The sequence below is a fragment of the Parasphingorhabdus marina DSM 22363 genome (assembly GCF_900128895.1).
Lineage (GTDB): Bacteria > Pseudomonadota > Alphaproteobacteria > Sphingomonadales > Sphingomonadaceae > Parasphingorhabdus > Parasphingorhabdus marina.
The window spans coordinates 1,893,432-1,911,700 of the sequence record NZ_FSQW01000001.1; the positions used below are offsets into that span (position 1 = coordinate 1,893,432).

General features: G+C 58.0%; 15 protein-coding genes. 10 read left to right on the forward strand and 5 right to left on the reverse strand.

The window, feature by feature from the left end:
* Nucleotides 1–33: 33 nt before the first annotated feature.
* Genes pepN through BUQ90_RS09295 form a run of 4 tightly spaced genes read left to right on the forward strand, consistent with a single transcriptional unit; the run spans nucleotide 34 to nucleotide 6,226 of the window.
* Complete coding sequence (gene pepN, locus BUQ90_RS09280; protein WP_074204709.1) at nucleotides 34–2,664, forward strand: aminopeptidase N; 2,631 nt, start codon at nucleotides 34–36, stop codon at nucleotides 2,662–2,664.
* Nucleotides 2,665–2,689: 25 nt separating this feature from the next.
* Complete coding sequence (pgeF, locus tag BUQ90_RS09285) at nucleotides 2,690–3,439, forward strand: peptidoglycan editing factor PgeF (protein WP_074205012.1); 750 nt, start codon at nucleotides 2,690–2,692, stop codon at nucleotides 3,437–3,439.
* Nucleotides 3,440–3,446: 7 nt separating this feature from the next.
* Nucleotides 3,447–4,853 carry an SLC13 family permease gene (locus tag BUQ90_RS09290; RefSeq protein ID WP_074204710.1) on the forward strand — a complete coding sequence of 469 codons (1,407 nt, stop codon included), beginning with the start codon at nucleotides 3,447–3,449 and terminating at the stop codon, nucleotides 4,851–4,853.
* Nucleotides 4,854–4,900: 47 nt separating this feature from the next.
* Complete coding sequence (locus BUQ90_RS09295; RefSeq protein ID WP_074204711.1) at nucleotides 4,901–6,226, forward strand: cystathionine gamma-synthase family protein; 1,326 nt, start codon at nucleotides 4,901–4,903, stop codon at nucleotides 6,224–6,226.
* Here the strand turns inward: BUQ90_RS09295 and BUQ90_RS09300 are convergent.
* Complete coding sequence (locus BUQ90_RS09300) at nucleotides 6,205–6,900, reverse strand: HAD family hydrolase (RefSeq protein WP_239447375.1); 696 nt, start codon at nucleotides 6,898–6,900, stop codon at nucleotides 6,205–6,207. The genes BUQ90_RS09295 and BUQ90_RS09300 overlap by 22 nt on opposite strands.
* A gap of 112 nt (nucleotides 6,901–7,012) precedes the next feature.
* On the opposite strand from BUQ90_RS09300, the gene BUQ90_RS09305 reads away from it, so the two are divergent.
* The 4 genes from BUQ90_RS09305 (at nucleotide 7,013) to BUQ90_RS09320 (ending at nucleotide 10,558) form a co-directional block, all read left to right on the forward strand.
* Nucleotides 7,013–8,125 (forward strand): ABC transporter permease, encoded by a 1,113-nt coding sequence (locus BUQ90_RS09305; protein WP_074205014.1) that lies wholly within the window; start codon nucleotides 7,013–7,015, stop codon nucleotides 8,123–8,125.
* Complete coding sequence (locus BUQ90_RS09310; RefSeq protein ID WP_239447376.1) at nucleotides 8,125–8,931, forward strand: ABC transporter ATP-binding protein; 807 nt, start codon at nucleotides 8,125–8,127, stop codon at nucleotides 8,929–8,931. Before BUQ90_RS09305 ends, BUQ90_RS09310 begins: the two co-directional genes overlap by 1 nt.
* Before the next feature lie 73 nt (nucleotides 8,932–9,004).
* Entirely contained in the window at nucleotides 9,005–9,952 is a 948-nt protein-coding gene (locus BUQ90_RS09315; RefSeq protein ID WP_074204713.1) for an MlaD family protein, read from the forward strand.
* A gap of 12 nt (nucleotides 9,953–9,964) precedes the next feature.
* Entirely contained in the window at nucleotides 9,965–10,558 is a 594-nt protein-coding gene (locus tag BUQ90_RS09320) for an ABC-type transport auxiliary lipoprotein family protein (RefSeq protein ID WP_074204714.1), read from the forward strand.
* A 6-nt stretch (nucleotides 10,559–10,564) separates the two neighbouring features.
* On the opposite strand, the gene BUQ90_RS09325 is transcribed toward BUQ90_RS09320, so the two are convergent.
* Both BUQ90_RS09325 and lgt read right to left on the reverse strand, forming a co-directional pair.
* The gene (locus BUQ90_RS09325) at nucleotides 10,565–11,641 is read right to left on the reverse strand and encodes a class I SAM-dependent methyltransferase (protein ID WP_074204715.1); all 1,077 of its coding nucleotides are present in this window, start codon (nucleotides 11,639–11,641) and stop codon (nucleotides 10,565–10,567) included.
* Nucleotides 11,634–12,494, reverse strand: a complete 861-nt coding sequence (gene lgt, locus BUQ90_RS09330) for a prolipoprotein diacylglyceryl transferase (protein WP_074204716.1) — start codon at nucleotides 12,492–12,494, stop codon at nucleotides 11,634–11,636. The genes BUQ90_RS09325 and lgt overlap by 8 nt, the downstream gene beginning before the upstream one ends.
* Before the next feature lie 103 nt (nucleotides 12,495–12,597).
* Here lgt and BUQ90_RS09335 point away from each other — a divergent pair, with 103 nt between their 5' ends.
* Together BUQ90_RS09335 and BUQ90_RS09340 are read left to right on the forward strand one after the other, a co-directional pair.
* A complete protein-coding gene (locus BUQ90_RS09335) occupies nucleotides 12,598–14,304 on the forward strand; it encodes a class I adenylate-forming enzyme family protein (RefSeq protein WP_074204717.1) in 1,707 nt (568 codons plus the stop codon).
* Complete coding sequence (locus BUQ90_RS09340) at nucleotides 14,301–17,084, forward strand: [protein-PII] uridylyltransferase (RefSeq protein WP_074204718.1); 2,784 nt, start codon at nucleotides 14,301–14,303, stop codon at nucleotides 17,082–17,084. Before BUQ90_RS09335 ends, BUQ90_RS09340 begins: the two co-directional genes overlap by 4 nt.
* Here the strand turns inward: BUQ90_RS09340 and BUQ90_RS09345 are convergent.
* Together BUQ90_RS09345 and BUQ90_RS09350 are read right to left on the reverse strand one after the other, a co-directional pair.
* Nucleotides 17,081–17,617 carry a YceD family protein gene (locus BUQ90_RS09345; RefSeq protein WP_074204719.1) on the reverse strand — a complete coding sequence of 179 codons (537 nt, stop codon included), beginning with the start codon at nucleotides 17,615–17,617 and terminating at the stop codon, nucleotides 17,081–17,083. The genes BUQ90_RS09340 and BUQ90_RS09345 overlap by 4 nt on opposite strands.
* On the reverse strand, nucleotides 17,614–18,144 hold the full coding sequence (locus tag BUQ90_RS09350; protein WP_074204720.1) for a ubiquinol-cytochrome C chaperone family protein: 531 nt from the start codon (nucleotides 18,142–18,144) through the stop codon (nucleotides 17,614–17,616). Before BUQ90_RS09350 ends, BUQ90_RS09345 begins: the two co-directional genes overlap by 4 nt.
* Between the last annotated feature and the right edge of the window lie 125 nt (nucleotides 18,145–18,269).

Sequence of the window (18,269 nt, forward strand, 5' to 3'; positions counted from 1 at the left end):
CGCTGTGTGCAAATGGCTCTTATGGCTTGAGCCATGCTAGATGTTCAGAAAACTGCCAATAATGAAATGGCAGACGCCGCGCCTCATCCCCAGGAAGCCCGGACAATCAGGCGCGAAGACTATCGCCCGCCAGCCTGGTTTGTTCCCGAAGTCCATCTGGATTTTCAGCTGGGTGCCGAACAAACCGTGGTGAAATCGCGGCTCGATGTCCGCCGATCGAAAAGCGCGAAATATCAAGAACCACTGATCCTTGATGGCGATGATCTTTTACCGGTTTCAGTAAGGGTCGATGGCGAAAGCTGGACCGACTGGACGCTTGTTGAGGGAGCGCTGCACCTGCCATTGACTGGTGCTTCCCATATTGTCGAAATCACTGTCGAGATCGACCCTTCAACCAACACCCAGCTGATGGGTCTCTATGCGTCCGGCGGGATGCTGTGCACCCAGTGTGAAGCCCAGGGGTTTCGCCGCATCACCTTTTTCCCTGACCGTCCCGATATTCTGAGCCGTTACACCGTACGTATGGAAGGCTCAAAGGCGGATTATCCGGTTCTGCTGTGCAACGGCGACAAGACGGATGCCGGTGATGCGGATGGTGGCCGGCACTGGGCCGAGTGGGTCGATCCCTGGCCCAAGCCGAGCTATCTCTTTGCGCTTGTCGCCGGAGACCTCGTGGCCAATAATGACAGCTTTACCACCCGCTCGGGCAAGGAAGTGGAACTCAATATCTGGGTGCGCGACGGTGATTTGCCACGCACCGGGCATGCCATGAAAGCGCTGAAAGACTCGATGCGCTGGGACGAACAGGTCTATGGTCGCGAATATGATCTGCAGCTGTTCAACATTGTTGCGGTCAGCGATTTTAACATGGGTGCGATGGAAAATAAGGGTCTTAACATATTCAATTCGCGCTACATTTTAGCCGATCCTGAGGTCGCCACCGATGCCGATTTCGATGGCATCGAAGGTGTCGTGGCCCATGAATATTTCCACAACTGGTCGGGTAACCGGGTCACCTGCCGCGACTGGTTTCAGCTGTCCCTGAAAGAGGGCTTTACGGTTTTCCGGGACCAGAGCTTCTCGGCCGATATGGGATCCCAGGCGTTGAAGCGGATTGAGGATGTCCGAATATTGCGCGCGGCCCAGTTCCCGGAAGATGCCGGACCACTGGCCCATCCGATCCGGCCGGAAAGCTACCAGGAGATTTCCAACTTCTACACCGCCACTGTGTATAACAAGGGCGCGGAAGTGATCCGGATGATGCACAGCCTGATGGGTGCGGACCGGTTCCGCAAAGGCACGGATCTGTATTTCGACCGCCACGATGGCGAGGCGGCGACGTGCGAGGATTTTGTCGTGGCGATGGAAGATGGTGGCGACGCTGATCTCAGGCAATTCCGCTCCTGGTATGAAACACCCGGAACACCAAAAGTTTCCGCGCGGCTGTCACACGATCCACAAAGTGGCACCGCGACCTTGAACCTGTCGCAGCAGGTCGCCCGAACAGGTGAAAAGCCGGAGCCATCGCAAATGGTGATCCCGCTCCGGACCGCCTTGCTTGATCCGGATAGCGGCGAGCATGAGGGAGAAGAATTGCTGGTTCTCGACAAGCCGGAACAGAGCTTCCAATTCGAAGGTCAGACAGAACATCCGATCCTGTCGATCAATCGCGGGTTTTCCGCACCGATCATCATGGAAAGCAGCCAGACGCCGGAAGAGCTCGCTTTTCTGTCCACGCATGACGATGATCCCTTCGCCCGGTTCGAGGCGATGCAGCAGCTGATGACCAACTATCTCACGGCACGTGTAACTGGCACGCCAGCGGATCGGGATATCGTCCTGCAGGCGGTTGGTGCGGCCCTGTCGGACGAGTCCATCGACCGGGCTTTTCTGGCGGAATTGATCCTGTTGCCGAGCGAGGCTTTCCTGGGGGATCAGATGGTCGTCGTTGATCCGGAAGCGATCCATGAGGCGCGCGAAAAGCTGCGTGGGAAGATCGCGGTCCAGTTTGAGCGCAAGTTCCGCCGGCTCTACGCACAGTGTACGCCCGGCGAATTTTCGCTGTCGGCCGAAGCCCGCGCCAACCGCAAATTGCGTAATGTCTGCCTGGCCTATATTGCCGGTTCCCAAGCCGACGATGCGGCCGCCTTGGCGTCCGATCAATTTGCGGATGCCGATAACATGACTGCGAAACAGGGCGCGCTTTCGGTGCTGTCACATATGGAAGACAAAGATCGCGGCTGGGCGTTTGACGATTTTTACAACACCTATCGTGACAATGCCCTGGTGCTCGACAAATGGTTCACCCTGCAGTCGCTTTCGCAGCGCGGCGACACCGTCAAGCGTGTAAAGGCCCTGGCCGGACATCCGGATTTCACCATGTCCAACCCCAATCGTGTTCGCGCGCTATATGGCAGCTTCACGGCTAACCCTGTGCGGTTTCATGATGCGTCTGGCGAGGGATACCGCCTGATTGCGGATATGGTGATCCACCTTGATGCCCAGAACCCGCAGACCGCAGCACGTTTCATCCCGCCACTCGGTCGCTGGCGCCGCTATGAACGGGGCCGGGCCGAGCTGATGCGAACGGCGCTCGAGAAAATCGCTGCCACACCGGACCTGTCCAAAGACGTGATGGAACAGGTGAGCAAGAGCCTTGCCTGATCAGACGGAACTGGCTGTCGACGTGATGACGTCGCCGCTGTTGCTGGGAACACCCCACGGTTTTCTGGGACGTGATGGTGGTTTTTCCAAAGGGATCTATGCCGGATTGAATGTCGGCCTCGGCAGCGATGACGATCGCGAGGCCATTTTGAAAAATCGGCAGCGTGCGAAAAACACCATCCTCAAGGGCAGCGAACTGGTCACGCTGCATCAGGTGCACAGTGCTGACGTGGTCACAGTCGATCAGACTTTTGACATTTCCGATCGACCTCATGCCGACGCCATGGTGACGAGCAAACCGGGATTGCTGCTGGGGATTTTGACTGCCGATTGCGTGCCGGTCCTGTTCCATGATGCTGCTGCGCGGGTGGTCGGAGCGGCCCATGCCGGCTGGAAAGGGGCGATTGCAGGTGTCACCGATAACACGCTGACCGCAATGGAAAAACTGGGTGCACAACGGGCGAACATCGCCTGTGCGATCGGGCCATGCATCGCGCAGGACAGCTATGAGATAGACGCGGGATTTCGGCAGAAATTTCTGGAGGTTAGCCGGGATAACGCAGAGTTTTTCCTGACCGGAAAACCGGGGCACTTCCAGTTTGATATCGAGTCTTATGTCGCGATGCGGCTGGAGCAGGCTGGTGTGACGCAAATTCACAAGCTGGGGCTGGACACCTATGCCGCCGCCGATCGCTACTATAGCTATCGTCGCTCTTGTCATCGCGGCGAGCCCGGCTATGGTCGGCAGATATCGCTAATTGGTCTGGGGGAATAGTGGCGGCATGAATGCGCAACGCGCCGGACTGATCGCCGGACTGACGGTATTTGTGGCGATGCTGCTGATCCCGGCTCCGGAGTCGATGGGGACTCAGGCCTGGCATGTCGCGGCTTTGACATTGCTGATGGCGACCTGGTGGATGACGCAGGCCGTGCCACTCACGGCAACGGCCCTGCTGCCCTTCCTTGCGCTTCCGGTGATGGATGTGATGACTGCGAAGGAAGCAGCGGGGCAATATTATTCCCCGATTCTGTTTCTGATACTGGGCGGGGCGTTTCTGGCACTGGCGATTGAAAGGGTGGGACTCCACCGGAGGCTTGCTCTTGCGATCATCGGCATGGCGGGCAAAAGCGCCTGGGGGATCTTGCTGGCGTTCATGATCGCCACCGCCATTCTCAGCATGCTGATCTCCAATACCAGTTCCAGCCTGATCATGATTCCCATTGCACTGGCGGTTCTCGCGGCCGGCGGCGTCAGGGAACGCGAGACCGATGGCTTTGCCGGGGCATTGATTATGGGGGTGGCCTTTGCGGCCTCGATCGGCGGCCTGGGCACGCTGGTCGGCAGTCCGACCAATGCGATTGCTGCCGGACTGATCAATAAAACCCTGTCGATGGACATTGATTTTGTTCGCTGGCTGATGTTTGGCATGCCGATCGTAATCATCGGCATTCCGGTTTGTGCCGCAATCCTGGTGATGGTTCAGAAAGTCGGCCGCCACAGTTTTGACGGCAAGGATGCGCAAGCTGCTATCGGGTCTCCCGGGCCCTGGAGCATAGCGGAAAAACGTCTCGTGCCGGTCGTGGCGCTGGTTGTGCTGGGCTGGCTCAGCCTGCCGCTGATCAAGTCCGTGCTTCCGGACGGTGCTGCTACAGATGGCACCATAGCCATTATTGGCGGGCTTTTGCTCTTCATTCTCCCGGATGGCACCGGGCGGCCGCTGCTCAACTGGGACGAAGCGGATCGCGCGCCATGGGGCGTGATCATGATGTTTGGCGGCGGCCTCGCGCTGGCTGCCGGGATTATCGAATCCGGTCTGGCGGACTGGCTCGGGCAGGCCTTGTCACCACTCCAGACAGTTCCGGTGATTGTCATTGCCATCGCGCTGGTTGCACTGGTGATTCTCGTGACAGAATTCGCGTCGAATGTCGCAACGGCGAGCGGGATCATGCCGGTCGTTGCGAGCCTCATACTGGCGACCGGCGTCGATCCGGTGCTGCTCGCCATGCCGGCGGCCATGGCGGCCAGCTGGGGCTTCATGTTGCCATCCGGCACCGGTCCGAACGCAATCGCCTGGTCGACCAACCACATTGCCTTGCCGCGGATGCTGAAATCCGGATTCCTGCTTGATCTCGCCGGCATTCCGATCATCATCGGCGGCATATGGATGGTTTCATTTGTAATTAGTTGAGTGCTGATGCATAGGCTCTCCGGAATGACAATATCTGGAGATTGACGATGTCGGATCAGGACGAAAGCGGCGTTCCGGTTGCCCCGCGACGCATGCCAAAAACCCCCATTGAAGAAATCAAGGGACGCAAGCTGAAGCCATCGACCCTGATGATGGGCCACGGATTTGATCCGGTTCTGTCCGAAGGCTCGTTGAAGCCCCCGATTTTTCTGACATCAACCTTTGCGTTCGAAAGCGCAGCAGCCGGCAAGCGCTTCTTTGAGGGCATTACTGGCAAGCGACCAGGCGGTGCGGATGGCCTGGTCTATTCGCGCTTTAACGGTCCCAACCAGGAGATTCTGGAAGACCGGCTCAGCATCTGGGATGAGGCCGAAGACGCTCTGGTATTCTCCAGCGGCATGTCGGCCATTGCCACTGTCCTGCTCGCCAATGTCAATCAGGGCGATGTCGTGGTCCACAGCGGCCCGCTCTATGCCGCCACCGAAACGCTGATAAACAAGATCCTCGGGCGTTTCGGCGTTACCTTTATCGACTTTCCGGCCGGGGCCAGCCCTGATGAAGTCGCCGGAATTCTGGAACAGGCCAGGGCGCAGGCCAGCGAGAATGGCGGGAAGGTCGCGATTGTCTATCTCGAAAGCCCGGCCAATCCCACCAATGCCCTGGTGGATATCGAGGGCATTACCGAGGCGCGGAACCAGGTATTTGGAGATGATGCCTCCGTTCCGCCGATTGCCATCGACAATACGTTTCTCGGACCGCTCTGGCAGCAGCCGCTGAACCATGGCGCGGATATCGTGATCTACAGCCTGACCAAATATGCCGGCGGACATAGCGACCTCGTCGCAGGCGGCGTCTTGGGGAGCAAGGCGCACATGGATCCGATCCGCGCGATCCGCAATACGATCGGGACCATTTGCGATCCCAATACCGCGTGGATGTTGCTGCGGAGCCTGGAAACTCTGGAACTCCGGATGAGCCGGGCAGGCGAAAATGCTGCCAAGGTTTGCGCCTTTCTGCGTGATCATCCGCAGGTGGAAGGTCTGGGCTATCTTGGCTTTATCGACGATGCGTCGCAGCAGGACATATATGACCGCCACTGCAGTGGTGCCGGATCGACTTTCTCTCTGTTCATCAAGGGCGGGGAGGCGGAAGCCTTCCGTTTCCTGGATGCTCTGAAGATTGCGAAACTGGCGGTCAGTCTGGGCGGCACCGAAACGCTGGCCAGCCTGCCAGCGGCGATGACCCATTTGTCGGTACCGGACGAACGCCGCGCCGCGCTCGGTATCACCGATAATCTTGTCCGGATTTCCATCGGAGTCGAAGATCCGGATGACCTGATCGCGGACTTCGATCAGGCGCTGGGCGAAGTCTGACTCTGGCTCCAGTCGACAATTTTCCAGCCGCGTTCTGTTGCCAGCCGGCGCAGCGCCGGGCTGGGCGTTGTCGCAACCGCTTCATCGGCAAATTGGAGCATGGGCGCGTCGCTGACATGATCGGAATAGGCACGGATGTGCAGTTCGGTCCGGTTCAGCCCTTGCTCTTCTAGCCATGCTGTGATCCGCTCGAGCTTGGCGGAGTCATAGCAATTCTCGCCAATGATGCGGGGCAGGACTGCGCCGGATTCGGTGATTTTGAGACGGGTGGCTATCACATGCGGAATGTCCAGCCTGCGAGCGATGGCTTCGACATATAGCTCGTAGGACGCCGTCGCCAGAACCAGTGTTCGCCCTTCCTTGCGATCTTCTTCCAGCTGCGAGATGGCAGATGCGAGGCTGTTGTCCCGGAGCGTCCGGTCGGCAAATCTCTCTATATGCGGTTGTAATTTTTCGAGCGACGGACTGCTGCCCAGCAACAGCCGCTGGTTCCACGTCTTCAACCCCTTGCGACCCGTCAGTTTGAGCCCATAAGCGGCAAAACCCAGCAGCGTGAACGGAGCCAGCAACAGGCGCCACGGCGCCCGTGCCAGAACCATTTGCAGGAGAAAAGGCGTGTAGGTTCCGCTTCGGGTGATCGTGCGGTCCATGTCATAAATGGCGAGCTTTTGCATAAAATCCTGTTTCCGTTTCGGGGCTCTTAGCAGCGCTTTGCGGGATGCGCCAAAAAAATGACCTGTGATAATGGCTTGAGCTTTCAGCGGTTTTCGGTCACCTATGCAGGTAATGACAAATGCCAGTGACTTTGTTGAGGAGACCACCGCAGACGGGGTGACGGCACTGCGCTTTTCCGGCGATTTGTCGATTGCATCTATTGGCAATGTGCCCGAGCGACTGAGTGAATATCCCGGCGGGATTCAGCAGCTCAATCTGGCCGATGTCGGATATATTGATACCGTCGGTGCCTGGCTGATCCATCGCACGGCCCGGAATATGGGTGCAGAAATTGTGGGTGGCGATGACGAAGCGACCCGCCTTATCGCCGCGGTCAGCTCCGTTGATCCGGCGGCGGACGTTCGTCCGGACCCGCCCAATCCGGTGCTGCGCGTGCTCAACGAAATCGGCGAGGCCACGACACTGGCTTTCACCACTTTGGCCGGTCTTGTCGGGTTTTTCGGATCCATCATGTTGGCGCTGTTCAATCTGTTGCGTCATCCAGGACAGATCCGCTGGAATGCGGTGATCCAGCGATTTGACGTGGTGGGCGTCAGGGCTCTCGGCATTGTCGGGCTGATGAGTTTTCTGATCGGTCTCGTCATCGCACAACAGGGCGCGGTCCAGCTCCGGCAATTTGGCGCGGAGGTGTTCACTGTCAATCTGGTGGGTCGGCTGACCTTGCGCGAACTGGGCGTGCTGATGACGGCGATCATGGTCGCCGGGCGGTCGGGTTCAGCCTTTGCGGCGCAGATCGGAACCATGCGGCTGACCGAAGAAATCGATGCGATGCGCACAATTGGCGTGTCGCCGGTCGAGGCACTGGTCCTGCCCCGTTTTCTGGCCGCCATCATCATGCTGCCGTTGCTCGGCTTTTACGCTTCGGTGGTTGCGATTATCGGTGGTGGCCTGCTGAGCTGGGTCGAGCTCGATATCCCGCCGGCGACGTTCTTCTCCCGGATCCGCGAAGTGGTTCCGATCACCGATGTCTATGTGGGCCTCGCTAAAGCGCCGGTTTTCGGTGCAATCATCGCCATTTGCGGATGCTATCAGGGGATGCAGGTCAAGGGCAGCGCGGAAGATGTCGGCCGCCGGACCACCGCGGCCGTGGTCCAGGCGATTTTCCTCGTTATCGTTCTCGATGCCTTTTTCGCCGTCTTCTTTACCTGGATTGGATGGAGCTGATGATCGGAGAAACGCCTCTTGCCTATGATCCCCAGTTTGAAGGCCCGATTATTTGCGTGAAAGGCTTGCGCAACAGTTTTGGCGATTTTGTTGTCCATGAAGATCTGGATCTCGACGTGCGCAAAGGCGAGATTCTGGGTGTGGTTGGCGGATCAGGTACCGGCAAGTCGGTGCTGATGCGTTCGATCATCGGGCTGCAGAAACCGGATGAAGGGGACGTCAAGGTGTTTGGCGAATCCCTGCTTGGCCGCTCTGATGCGGAAACGGTCGAAATCCGCAAGCGCTGGGGGGTGCTGTTCCAGGGCGGTGCGCTGTTTTCCACATTGACCGTTGCCGAAAATGTCATGGTGCCGATCCGGGAATTCTATCCCAAGATGGACCGTGAGTTCCGGCGGGAAGTGGCCAAATACAAGGTCTGTCTGTCCGGATTGCCGCCGGATGCGGCTCCCAAATACCCGTCGGAACTCTCCGGTGGCATGAAAAAACGCGCCGGTATTGCCCGGGCACTGGCACTGGATCCGGAACTGCTGTTTCTCGACGAGCCCACGGCCGGTCTGGATCCGATTGGTGCCGCGGCTTTTGACAGCCTGACCCGCGAACTGCAGCAAACGCTGGGGCTGACGGTGTTCTTGATCACCCATGATCTCGATACGCTCCACGCGATTTGTGACAGGGTCGCGGTTCTGGCCGACAGGAAGGTTATTGCGGTGGGCACGATCGACGAACTGCTCGCCATGGATCACCCATGGATCCAGGAATATTTCAACGGTCCGCGCGGCCGGATGGCGGCACCAAAACAGGGATGATCGGATGATAGAGAGCAGACATTCCAGAGTTTTCTTGCAGGCCTCCCTGCCTGCCTTCATAATGGTGGCATAGATGGAAACACGGTCAAATCATATCCTTGTCGGGGCGATCACCCTGTTGTTGCTCGCTCTGGTGGCGGCATTTCTGGTCTGGATCGTACGCTTCGGGGACGGTGCAACCAAAGAATATGACATTTTCTTCGCCCAGTCCGTCGGTGGACTGGCACAGGGCACGGGTGTCACATTTGCGGGTGTTCCTTCGGGGCAGGTGCTGAAGGTTGAGCTCTGGGAAAAAGATCCCGATTTTGTCCGGGTCCGGATCGCGGTCAGTGAAGAGACCCCGATTTTACAGGGTACGACGGCGACCATCCAGAGTATCAGCTTCACTGCTCCACCGAATATTCAGCTCGACGGCGCGGTCAAGGATGCGCCGCCGATTTCCGAACTGGGCCCCGAGGGTGTGCCAGTCATTCCGACCAAACCTGGTGCGCTCGGCGAGATATTGAACAGTGCCCCGCTGGTGATTGAACGCCTGGCGACGCTGACTGACCGGCTGACACTCCTGCTGTCCGATCAAAATCAGGAGTCTATCACCGGTATTTTGCGAAACACTGACAATTTGACAGGGTCACTCGCCAAGTCTGCGCCTGGACTCGAAGCGCTGATCGCTGAATCGGAGATTACCATTCGCAATGCCGGAGAAACTGCGGCCAAGCTTTCTGCGGTGGCGGACAATGCCAATGCGTTGCTCGACAATAACGGGCAGCCGCTGGCACGGGATCTGGGCAAGACCCTCCAGGCGGCGGAGCAAAGCATGATTGCGCTCAATACCGTTCTCGAGGATGTCCGGCCGGGGATGCAGCGGCTGGGGACCAAGACCCTGCCGGAAGTCGATCAGCTCGTGGAGGACATGCAGGCGCTCACCAAGTCCCTGACTTCGGTGACTGAACGTCTCGATCAGGGCGGCGCTGGATCACTGATATCGGCACCAGCTTTGCCGGATTACGAGCCGGGCAAATAGGGGAAGAGGATTATGACCATCAGCAAATTGCGATCCCTGATTGTGCTCATGGCGGCCGGTTCGCTCAGCGCATGCGTGAGTTTCGGGGCGGCCGATCCGCCGCCCTATCTGCTGTCGCTGACCCCGGACGCGAAGGATGTTGGCGGGGCAGAGCGCACCGGCATGCAGGAGCAGGCGCTGGTCGTCCGGTTGCCGACATCGCCGCAAAAGCTCAATACGCTGCGCGTGCCGGTGCAAACACGCACGACGGGCATTGCCTATCTGAAAGAAGCCGTCTGGGTGGACAAGCCGGCACGTCTGTTTCACGGCCTGCTCACGGAAACCATCGCCGCCAAGAATAATCGCCTGATCCTCACTGCGGCGCAGGCGAGCGGGAAAGCCGAACATTATCTGTCGGGTGAACTGGTGAATTTCGGGCTCGACGGGCCGGCACTGGAAGTCGTGGTGACCTATGATGCGGTCAAGATGAAATCAGGGGAAGCCGTCGGCAAGCGCCGGTTTGAAGCGCGCGAGCCGGTTTTTGCGGCCGAGGCCGAACCTGTGGGCGATGCGCTCAACAAGGCGGCCAACAAGGTGGTTGACGAGGTCGCGGACTGGGTCGGTTAGCGCAGCTCAGCCTGCGGGCGGTTCGTTTCCATAAACAAAACCCTCGGGATCAGGCCAGTTCATTGAAGTCGCGGCCATTACCCGGAAAAGCCGTCCCATTTCATCGACATGGGTCAGACGGTGGCACGCGGCCTCGACCGCTTCCTTCTGGTCCGGTCGGGCATCGATCAACGCCCTGGCCCGCTGTTCAATACCCAAGGATTTCAGCCATTGACCCTGTTCCGCCGGCCCGTGCACAGAAAGCAGGCGCGTGCGGGCGATATTGGCGAGGACATGAAAGTCGACATGCGCCGTCAGATCGCTTTCGCCAGGACTGTCGAACGGGCTGACGGGCATATGCCCTTTGACTGCCTGCAACGTGCTGCCGGTTCCGGGCCGATCATGGCCATAGTCGATGATCAGCATCGCGCCGCCCTGTGTGGCCAGTCGGCCGGACAATTCCCCCAGCACCCGAACGCTTTCGGGAGAGGATTCCAGGATGGTACCGGCAGGAAACTGCTTTTTTGATGTGGCAACAGGGCTTTCCGCGATCAGTTTGCCAGGAACGGCCACAAATTTGTTGCGGTCGCGCGCGACCATGTTCTGACGCCAGCCATGCTCGGTGAGAACATGCTGCTCGATCGGCAGGGCATCAAAAAACTCATTGGCGACAACAAACAGCGGGCCGGTGTCAGGCAGGTTCGCCAGATCTTCATGCCAGTGCGCTTCGGGTACCAGCTCTGCCTGTTTTGTTTTCAGGGCAGGGCTCGTTTCCACCAGATGCATGTCCGGCTGTAATCCAAATCTGGCCATGGCTCGTCTTGCGTCAGCGGCCAGCGTGCCGCGTCCAGGGCCCAGTTCAACATAGTGGATCGGGTCAGGTTTCCCGGCACGTAACCAGCTGTCTGCCAGCCAGATACCAATCAGCTCACCGAACATCTGGCTGATTTCCGGCGCTGTGACAAAGTCACCGGCTTCTCCCAGCGGATCGCGCGAACCGTAATAGTGGGCATTGGCAACAGCCATATATTCGCCCAGCGAAATCGGACCGTTTTGGGCGATCCGGACCGCCAGAATATGGGCTGCCGTGTCGCCGTCAGGCAACGGATTTGTCTCCGCCTTCCGGTTCGATACGCACCCGGCGGCCCCTGGCGGTGATCACCAGCCAGGTACCGAGCAGGATCATGGGTACGGTCAGTGTCTGCCCCATGGTCAGGCCCCAGCTGAGATCTTCCAGTCCGGCATCCGGCTGGCGGAAAAACTCGACCGTGAACCGGCTCAGTCCATAGACCAGGAGACCGGTGCCAACCAGCTTGCCCGGATGATAACGGGCATCGGTTTTCCAGAATAACAGCGAGGTGATGATGAAATAGAGAATGCCTTCCAGACCCGCTTCGTAAAGCTGACTGGGGTGGCGCGCAACTTCGCCGCCCATCGGGAAAATGATTGCCCAGGGAACTTCGGTAGCCCGGCCCCAGAGCTCGCCATTGACGAAATTGGCCAGCCGTCCAAACAACAGGCCGAACGGAATGACGCAGGCGACATAGTCGCAAACGCGGAGAAAACTGAGCTTCTCCTTGCGCGAAATCCACCAGATCGCGAGTACGACACCAAGAACGCCTCCATGGAGTGACATGCCGCCCTGCCAGACTTTGAAGATGTCGGCCGGACTGGACAATATGGACGGTTGATAGAAGAACACATAGCCCAGCCGGCCGCCGATGATGATGCCCAATGTGGCCCAGAAGATCATGTCATCCGCATGCCGGCGGGCCAGCGGGGCTCCCGGCTGGACGATGAGTTTCGTCATGTACCAATAGCCGATGATGATACCGGCGAGATAGGCGAGGGAATACCATTTCAGCTGGAAAAATCCGAGATCGAGAGCGTTCGGAGACAGGCCCAGCTCCTCAAATCGCACAAATTGGCTGGCGCTGGACAGAATAATGTCAATCAACTCTTTTCCCCGTTCGGTTTCGTCGTATATGGCATAGGCATATAAAGGGAAATTCCCCTATACCAAGAGGGAATGACACAGAAGACTACGGGAGAATGCGGAAATGCCATCGGAACTGGATCTGAAGATACGCGAAACACTGACCGCGCTGACGGCGCCTGGACAGTTGCTGGAGCTGGACAGCGTCGAGAAATTTGGCGTGGATCTTCCGATCTTCAAGAACGCCCCGCAAAATGTCGCGGATTTTCTAACCTATTTCTGCCACCAGCATGCCGACAAGGAGTTTCTCGTTGATGGTGATATCCGCCTGACATTCGGGGAAACCTATGCTGCGGCCCGCACGCTCGCAGGCGGTCTTGTCGAAGGTTATGGTGTGAAGAAGGGGGACCGGATCGGCATCGCGGCCCGCAATTCAGCCAACTGGATCATTCTCGACATGGCCATCACCTTGGCCGGCGGGATTAGCACCAAACTCAACGGCTGGTGGCAGGGTGACGAACTCGCCGACGGGATTGAGGATGTTTCCTGTTCGCTGGTCTTCGCTGATCCGCAACGTGCCGCCCGGCTGAGCGATCTTGACCGCGATACCGGTGCGAAACTGCTCATCTTCGAACATGATCAGATGCCGCTTGAGGGGTTGAAAGTTGTAATGGCCAATGGCGGTAGCGCCGAAACGCCGATGCCGGAAATTACTCCGGAGGACAATGCAACCATCCTCTTTACCTCAGGTTCAACCGGTCGCTCCAAGGGGGCCTATGCCGAACACCGCGCAGTTGTTCAGGGCGCGATGAGCTTTGTGGGTGCCTTTGCCGTGATGGTACAAATCATGGAAGAAGCCGGAACCATGCCGGATATCCAGCCAACCGCCATGGTGGCTGTGCCATTGTTTCATGTCACCGCATCGGTGCCACTGGTGCTGGTCAGCTATGCCATCGGCCGCAAGCTGGTGATGCTCAACAAATGGGATGCCGAAGCGGCGATGAAGCTGATCGAAAAGGAAAAAGTCACCTATTTCGTTGGTGTGCCACTGATGAGCATGGAAATTTATTCGCATCCCAATCTCAAGGATTATGATCTCAGCACCTGTGTCTCGATGGCCGCCGGCGGGGCGCCGCGTCCGGTCGAACATGTGAAACGAATCAAGGAAGCGATGGGGGAAGGGTTCCCGATCATTGGATATGGTCTGACCGAAACCAACGGAGTGGGCTGTTCCAACCAGAATGAAAATTATCTGGCGCATCCCGACAGCACCGGACGGGCCACGCCGCCGATCGTCGACGTTGCGATCCTGGATGATGACGGCAACCAGATGCCGAAGGGCGAGCGCGGCGAGGTGTGCATCCGGACGGCTGCCAATTTCACCGGCTACTGGAATAACGAACAGGCGACAAAAGAGGCCTTCACTGACGATGGCTATTTCCGCACAGGTGATATCGGCTATTTCGACGAAGAGGCCTATCTCTACATTGTCGATCGCAAGAAAGAGATCATCATCCGCGGCGGCGAGAATATCAGCTGCCAGGAAGTGGAAGATGCCATCTATTCCAACAAATCGATCGCGGAAGCCTGTATTTTCGGCGTGGAAGACGAACGATTTGGCGAAGTGCCGGCGCTGGTCTATCATGTAAAGGATGGTCACAGCCTGTCGCAGGACGAGCTGCTCGACTATCTGAAAGACAAGCTCGCACCGTTCAAGATGCCAGTACATATCTGGCAATATGACGAGCCGCTGCCGAAGCTTGGAACGGCGAAAATCGCCAAGATCGTGCTTGCCAAAAAGCACCGTGAAATGCTTGCAGAAACCGGATGAACATACGCGCTGATATCCCCAAACCCGTCGCAGAACCTGGCACCCGGGTTGTACGGCAAAGGGATGTCATCAATCGCCGGGCCCTGGCGGACACGATTGAAGACCTGATCGCCGAAGACGGTATCGCAAAGGCGCGCAGCAAAATCCTTCCGCTTTTGCAGGAGGCGCTTGCGAGCGGTCGGGCGGAAATCAGCCGGCGGTTACTGGAAAAGCCCTCGGCAGGCCATGAAGCCGCGGCGGCGCAGTCCTTTCTGGTCGACCAGCTGGTCCGGCTGATCCATGATATCGCGGTGCGCCACCAATATCCGGTAAACAATCCCTCTGCCGGCGAGCGGATCACGGTGATGGCCGTTGGTGGCTATGGCCGCGGCGAAATGGCGCCGCACAGTGACGTCGACATCGCCTTCATCACGCCATTCAAACAGACCAGCTGGACCGAGCAGGCTATTGAAGCCATGCTCTACTGGCTCTGGGATCTGGGCTTTAAGGTTGGCCAGAGCAGCCGGTCGATCGATGAAATGGTCCGGATGGCCAAGGAAGATTTGTCCATCCGCACCGCGCTTCTTGAAGGGCGTTATATCTGGGGGGATACCGACGTTTATGAAGAAGCGAAAATGCGCTTCTATGCGGATGTGGTTTCCGGAACCCAGAGCAGCTTTGTCGCGGAAAAGCTGGCCGAACGGGATGCGCGGCACCTGCGGATGGGGGACAGCCGCTATGTTGTGGAACCCAATGTCAAGGAAGGCAAGGGCGGTCTCAGGGATCTGCAGACGCTCTACTGGATCGGCAAATATATTCACCGGGTGTCCTCTGCCGAGGAGCTGGTCGATGTCGGCCTGCTGACTACGGACGAATTCAAACGGTTCCGCAAGGCCGCCAATTTTCTCTGGGCCGTTCGCTGTCACATGCACGATATAACCGGCCGGTGCGAAGACCGTCTGACTTTTGACCTGCAGCCCGAAATTGCCCGCCGAATGCGCTTTGCCGAACGGACCGGCAAGTCCGCCGTCGAGCGGTTCATGCAATATTATTTTCTCAACGCGAAGGTGGTCGGGAATCTGACCGGCGTGTTTCTCGCCCATCTGGATGAAACGCACAATGCCGGTGTGCGCCGGTTCATTCCCAATATCACCCGGCGTCCGAAAAAACTGAAAGGTTTCACCCTTGATCGGGGGCGGCTGGCGCTGCCTGACGAGGAATTTTTCTCCCGTGATCCGGTCCGTCTGATCGAGATGTTCGCGCTGGCCGACAAGCATGAGCTGGAGATTCATCCGCTGGCAATGCGTGCCGCGCGGCGGGATGCCAAGCTGATCACCAACAAGGTGCGCAAGGACCGGCGCGCCAATCAGCTGTTTCTCGATGTGCTCTGCTCTCCCCGCGATCCGGAACTGGTGCTGCGCTGGATGAACGAAGCCTCGATTTTTGGCCGCTTCATTCCCGATTTCGGCCGCGTCGTGGCCCAGATGCAGTTCGACATGTATCATCACTATACGGTGGACGAGCACAGTATTCGGGCGATCGGCCTGCTCGCCAAAATCGGTGCGGGTGCGTTGGCGGACGATCATCCGAACTCGACCGAGACCATGAAGAAGTTGCAGAATCGCCGCGTTTTGTTTGTGGCGACCTTGTTGCACGACATTGCCAAGGGCAGGGGCGGTGATCACAGTGTTCTCGGCGCCGAAGTCGCATTGAAACTGTGCCCGCGCCTCGGCTTGCAGCCGCATGAAACCGAACTGGTATCCTGGCTGGTTCGTCATCATTTGCTGATGTCCGCCATGGCTTTCAAGCGGGACCTGTCCGATTTCAAGACCATTCAGGATTTCGTCAGTCAGGTTAAAAGCATCGAACGGCTGCGGTTGCTGACGGTCCTGACAGTGGTGGATATTCGAGCCGTCGGTCCAGGTGTCTGGAACAGCTGGAAACGCCAGTTGCTGACCGATCTTTTCGAATCTTCGGAGGAGATGCTGAGACTGGGTCACAAACAGCGCGGCCGGGATGAACGCATCCTCGAGAAAAAGACCGCGCTTCAAGATGGTTTGAAACTGAGCAAAGCGAAATTTACCAAACTTTCCAAACGCTTGCCGGATCCCTACTGGATCGCGGAACCGGACGACATCATCGCTCACAATGCGCGACTGATGCTGAAGGCGGGTGAGGACAATCTTGCCATTGCTGCAGAAGCCTATCCCGAACGGGGCGCCACGCTGGTGACAATCTATGCGGCGGATCATCCCGGCCTGTTCTATCGCATTGCCGGCGGGATCCATGTTGCCGGCGGCAATATTATCGACGCGCGGATCCACACCACCCGCGACGGCATGGCGCTGGACAATTTCCTGGTCCAGGATCAGAACGGCAAGCCATTTGCGGATGAGCGCCAGCTGGAACGACTGCAAAAGGCGGTCGAGGATGCGCTGGCGAACCGCAACAAATTGTCGGTCAAGCTGGATGCCCGGCCAATGGCCCATTCCCGCGCCGGGGCATTCAAGATCACACCGGTGGCGATGGTGGACAATGACGCATCCAACCGGTTCACCGTGATCGAAGTCAATGCCCAGGACCGGCCAGCGCTGCTGAACGAGCTCGCCTACGCCCTGTTTGAGTCAAAAGTGACGGTGCACAGCGCCCATATCGCGACCTATGGCGAGCGAGCTGTTGATACCTTTTACATTACCGACCTGCTCGGTGGGAAAATCACCAACACCACGCGGCTCAACAATCTCAAAAAGAAACTGACTGCTGCTGCACAGAGCGAAAAGAGCATGAAGAAGGCGAGTTAGCCGAGCTTGTCCTTGAGCGCGGCAAGCGCGGCAAACGGGCCGGCTTCCTCTTCCGTTTTGAGATCACGGGAGCCGCGAACCTTGTCGGCATTGGGCCCCTCGGGATAGGGATCAAGCGCCAGATAAAGCGTTTGCGCCAGCGCTTCGCCAATATCGATACGGTTATCCGAATATTCGAGAATGTCGCAGTCATCCGACTCCAGCTCCACTTCCGGTTCTTCTTCTCCGCCATCGTCTCCTTTTGCCGGGACAAACGAGATGGCAAAGTCTTCGGATATGGTAACGGGGAAATCTTCTCCGCTGATGGCGCAAGACTGTGTCAGGCGAGATTGAAGTGCTCCGGTGAGGCTCAGTTGATCCGACTCGGCACGAAGGTCATAAGTGGCTTCGAGAGACTTGATCCCGGGCAAATCAAACCGCCGGGCCAAAGCGGCACATTCTTCTTCACTCGCAGATACTTGCGCCGAGATGGGGGCATCCCCAAGGTCAGAAAGCTTCACAATTCGGGAGAATTCAGGCGGATGTTCGGTCATGCGGGCAAGGCCTCGGGAATGTCGCCAGCCAGAACACTGTTGATCTGACGGGTCGCGAGCTGGTCATGAAACTGGCGCAATCCGGCGATTGTGAAGGCCAATTCTTCCGCACCGGGAGCTTCGTCACGATAAAGATTTCGGGTCAGTACCTCTTCCAGCTGCTGCCGGCCGGCAAAGGCATCGCGATAAGCACCCAGTCGCCCGCCGAGAGCGCCCATCATCTTGCCGACATGCTTGCCCACGACCATGTCCCCAATGCCGATCTGACGCAGCTGACCGTCCATGTCCCGGACGAAATGCTCGGTCAGCCAGGCGGTTTGCTGTTCCGTATCACTGTCCTTTTCAAGACGAAGCAGGACCAGGCTGAAAATGGCGGCGATCATGTCAAACCGCCCGTCCAGCGAGTCCGGTACACCGCCGTTTTCGTACCATCCGGGTCGACGGCCTTCGCCGATGATCGCCTCGTAGAGCGGCTGCATCACGATATTCGGGTTTTCGCGGGAGAATAATCTGGTCAGCAGGGACATGTTTTCAAACGGGCTTTCAAAAGCTGTTGCGGTCTGTATTTCCGGAGAAATGCCCCGGTTGACGGACAAAATGTGACGGATCGTGTTAAGTCTGTGTACAGGGCATATTGATATTTGTCGTGCGA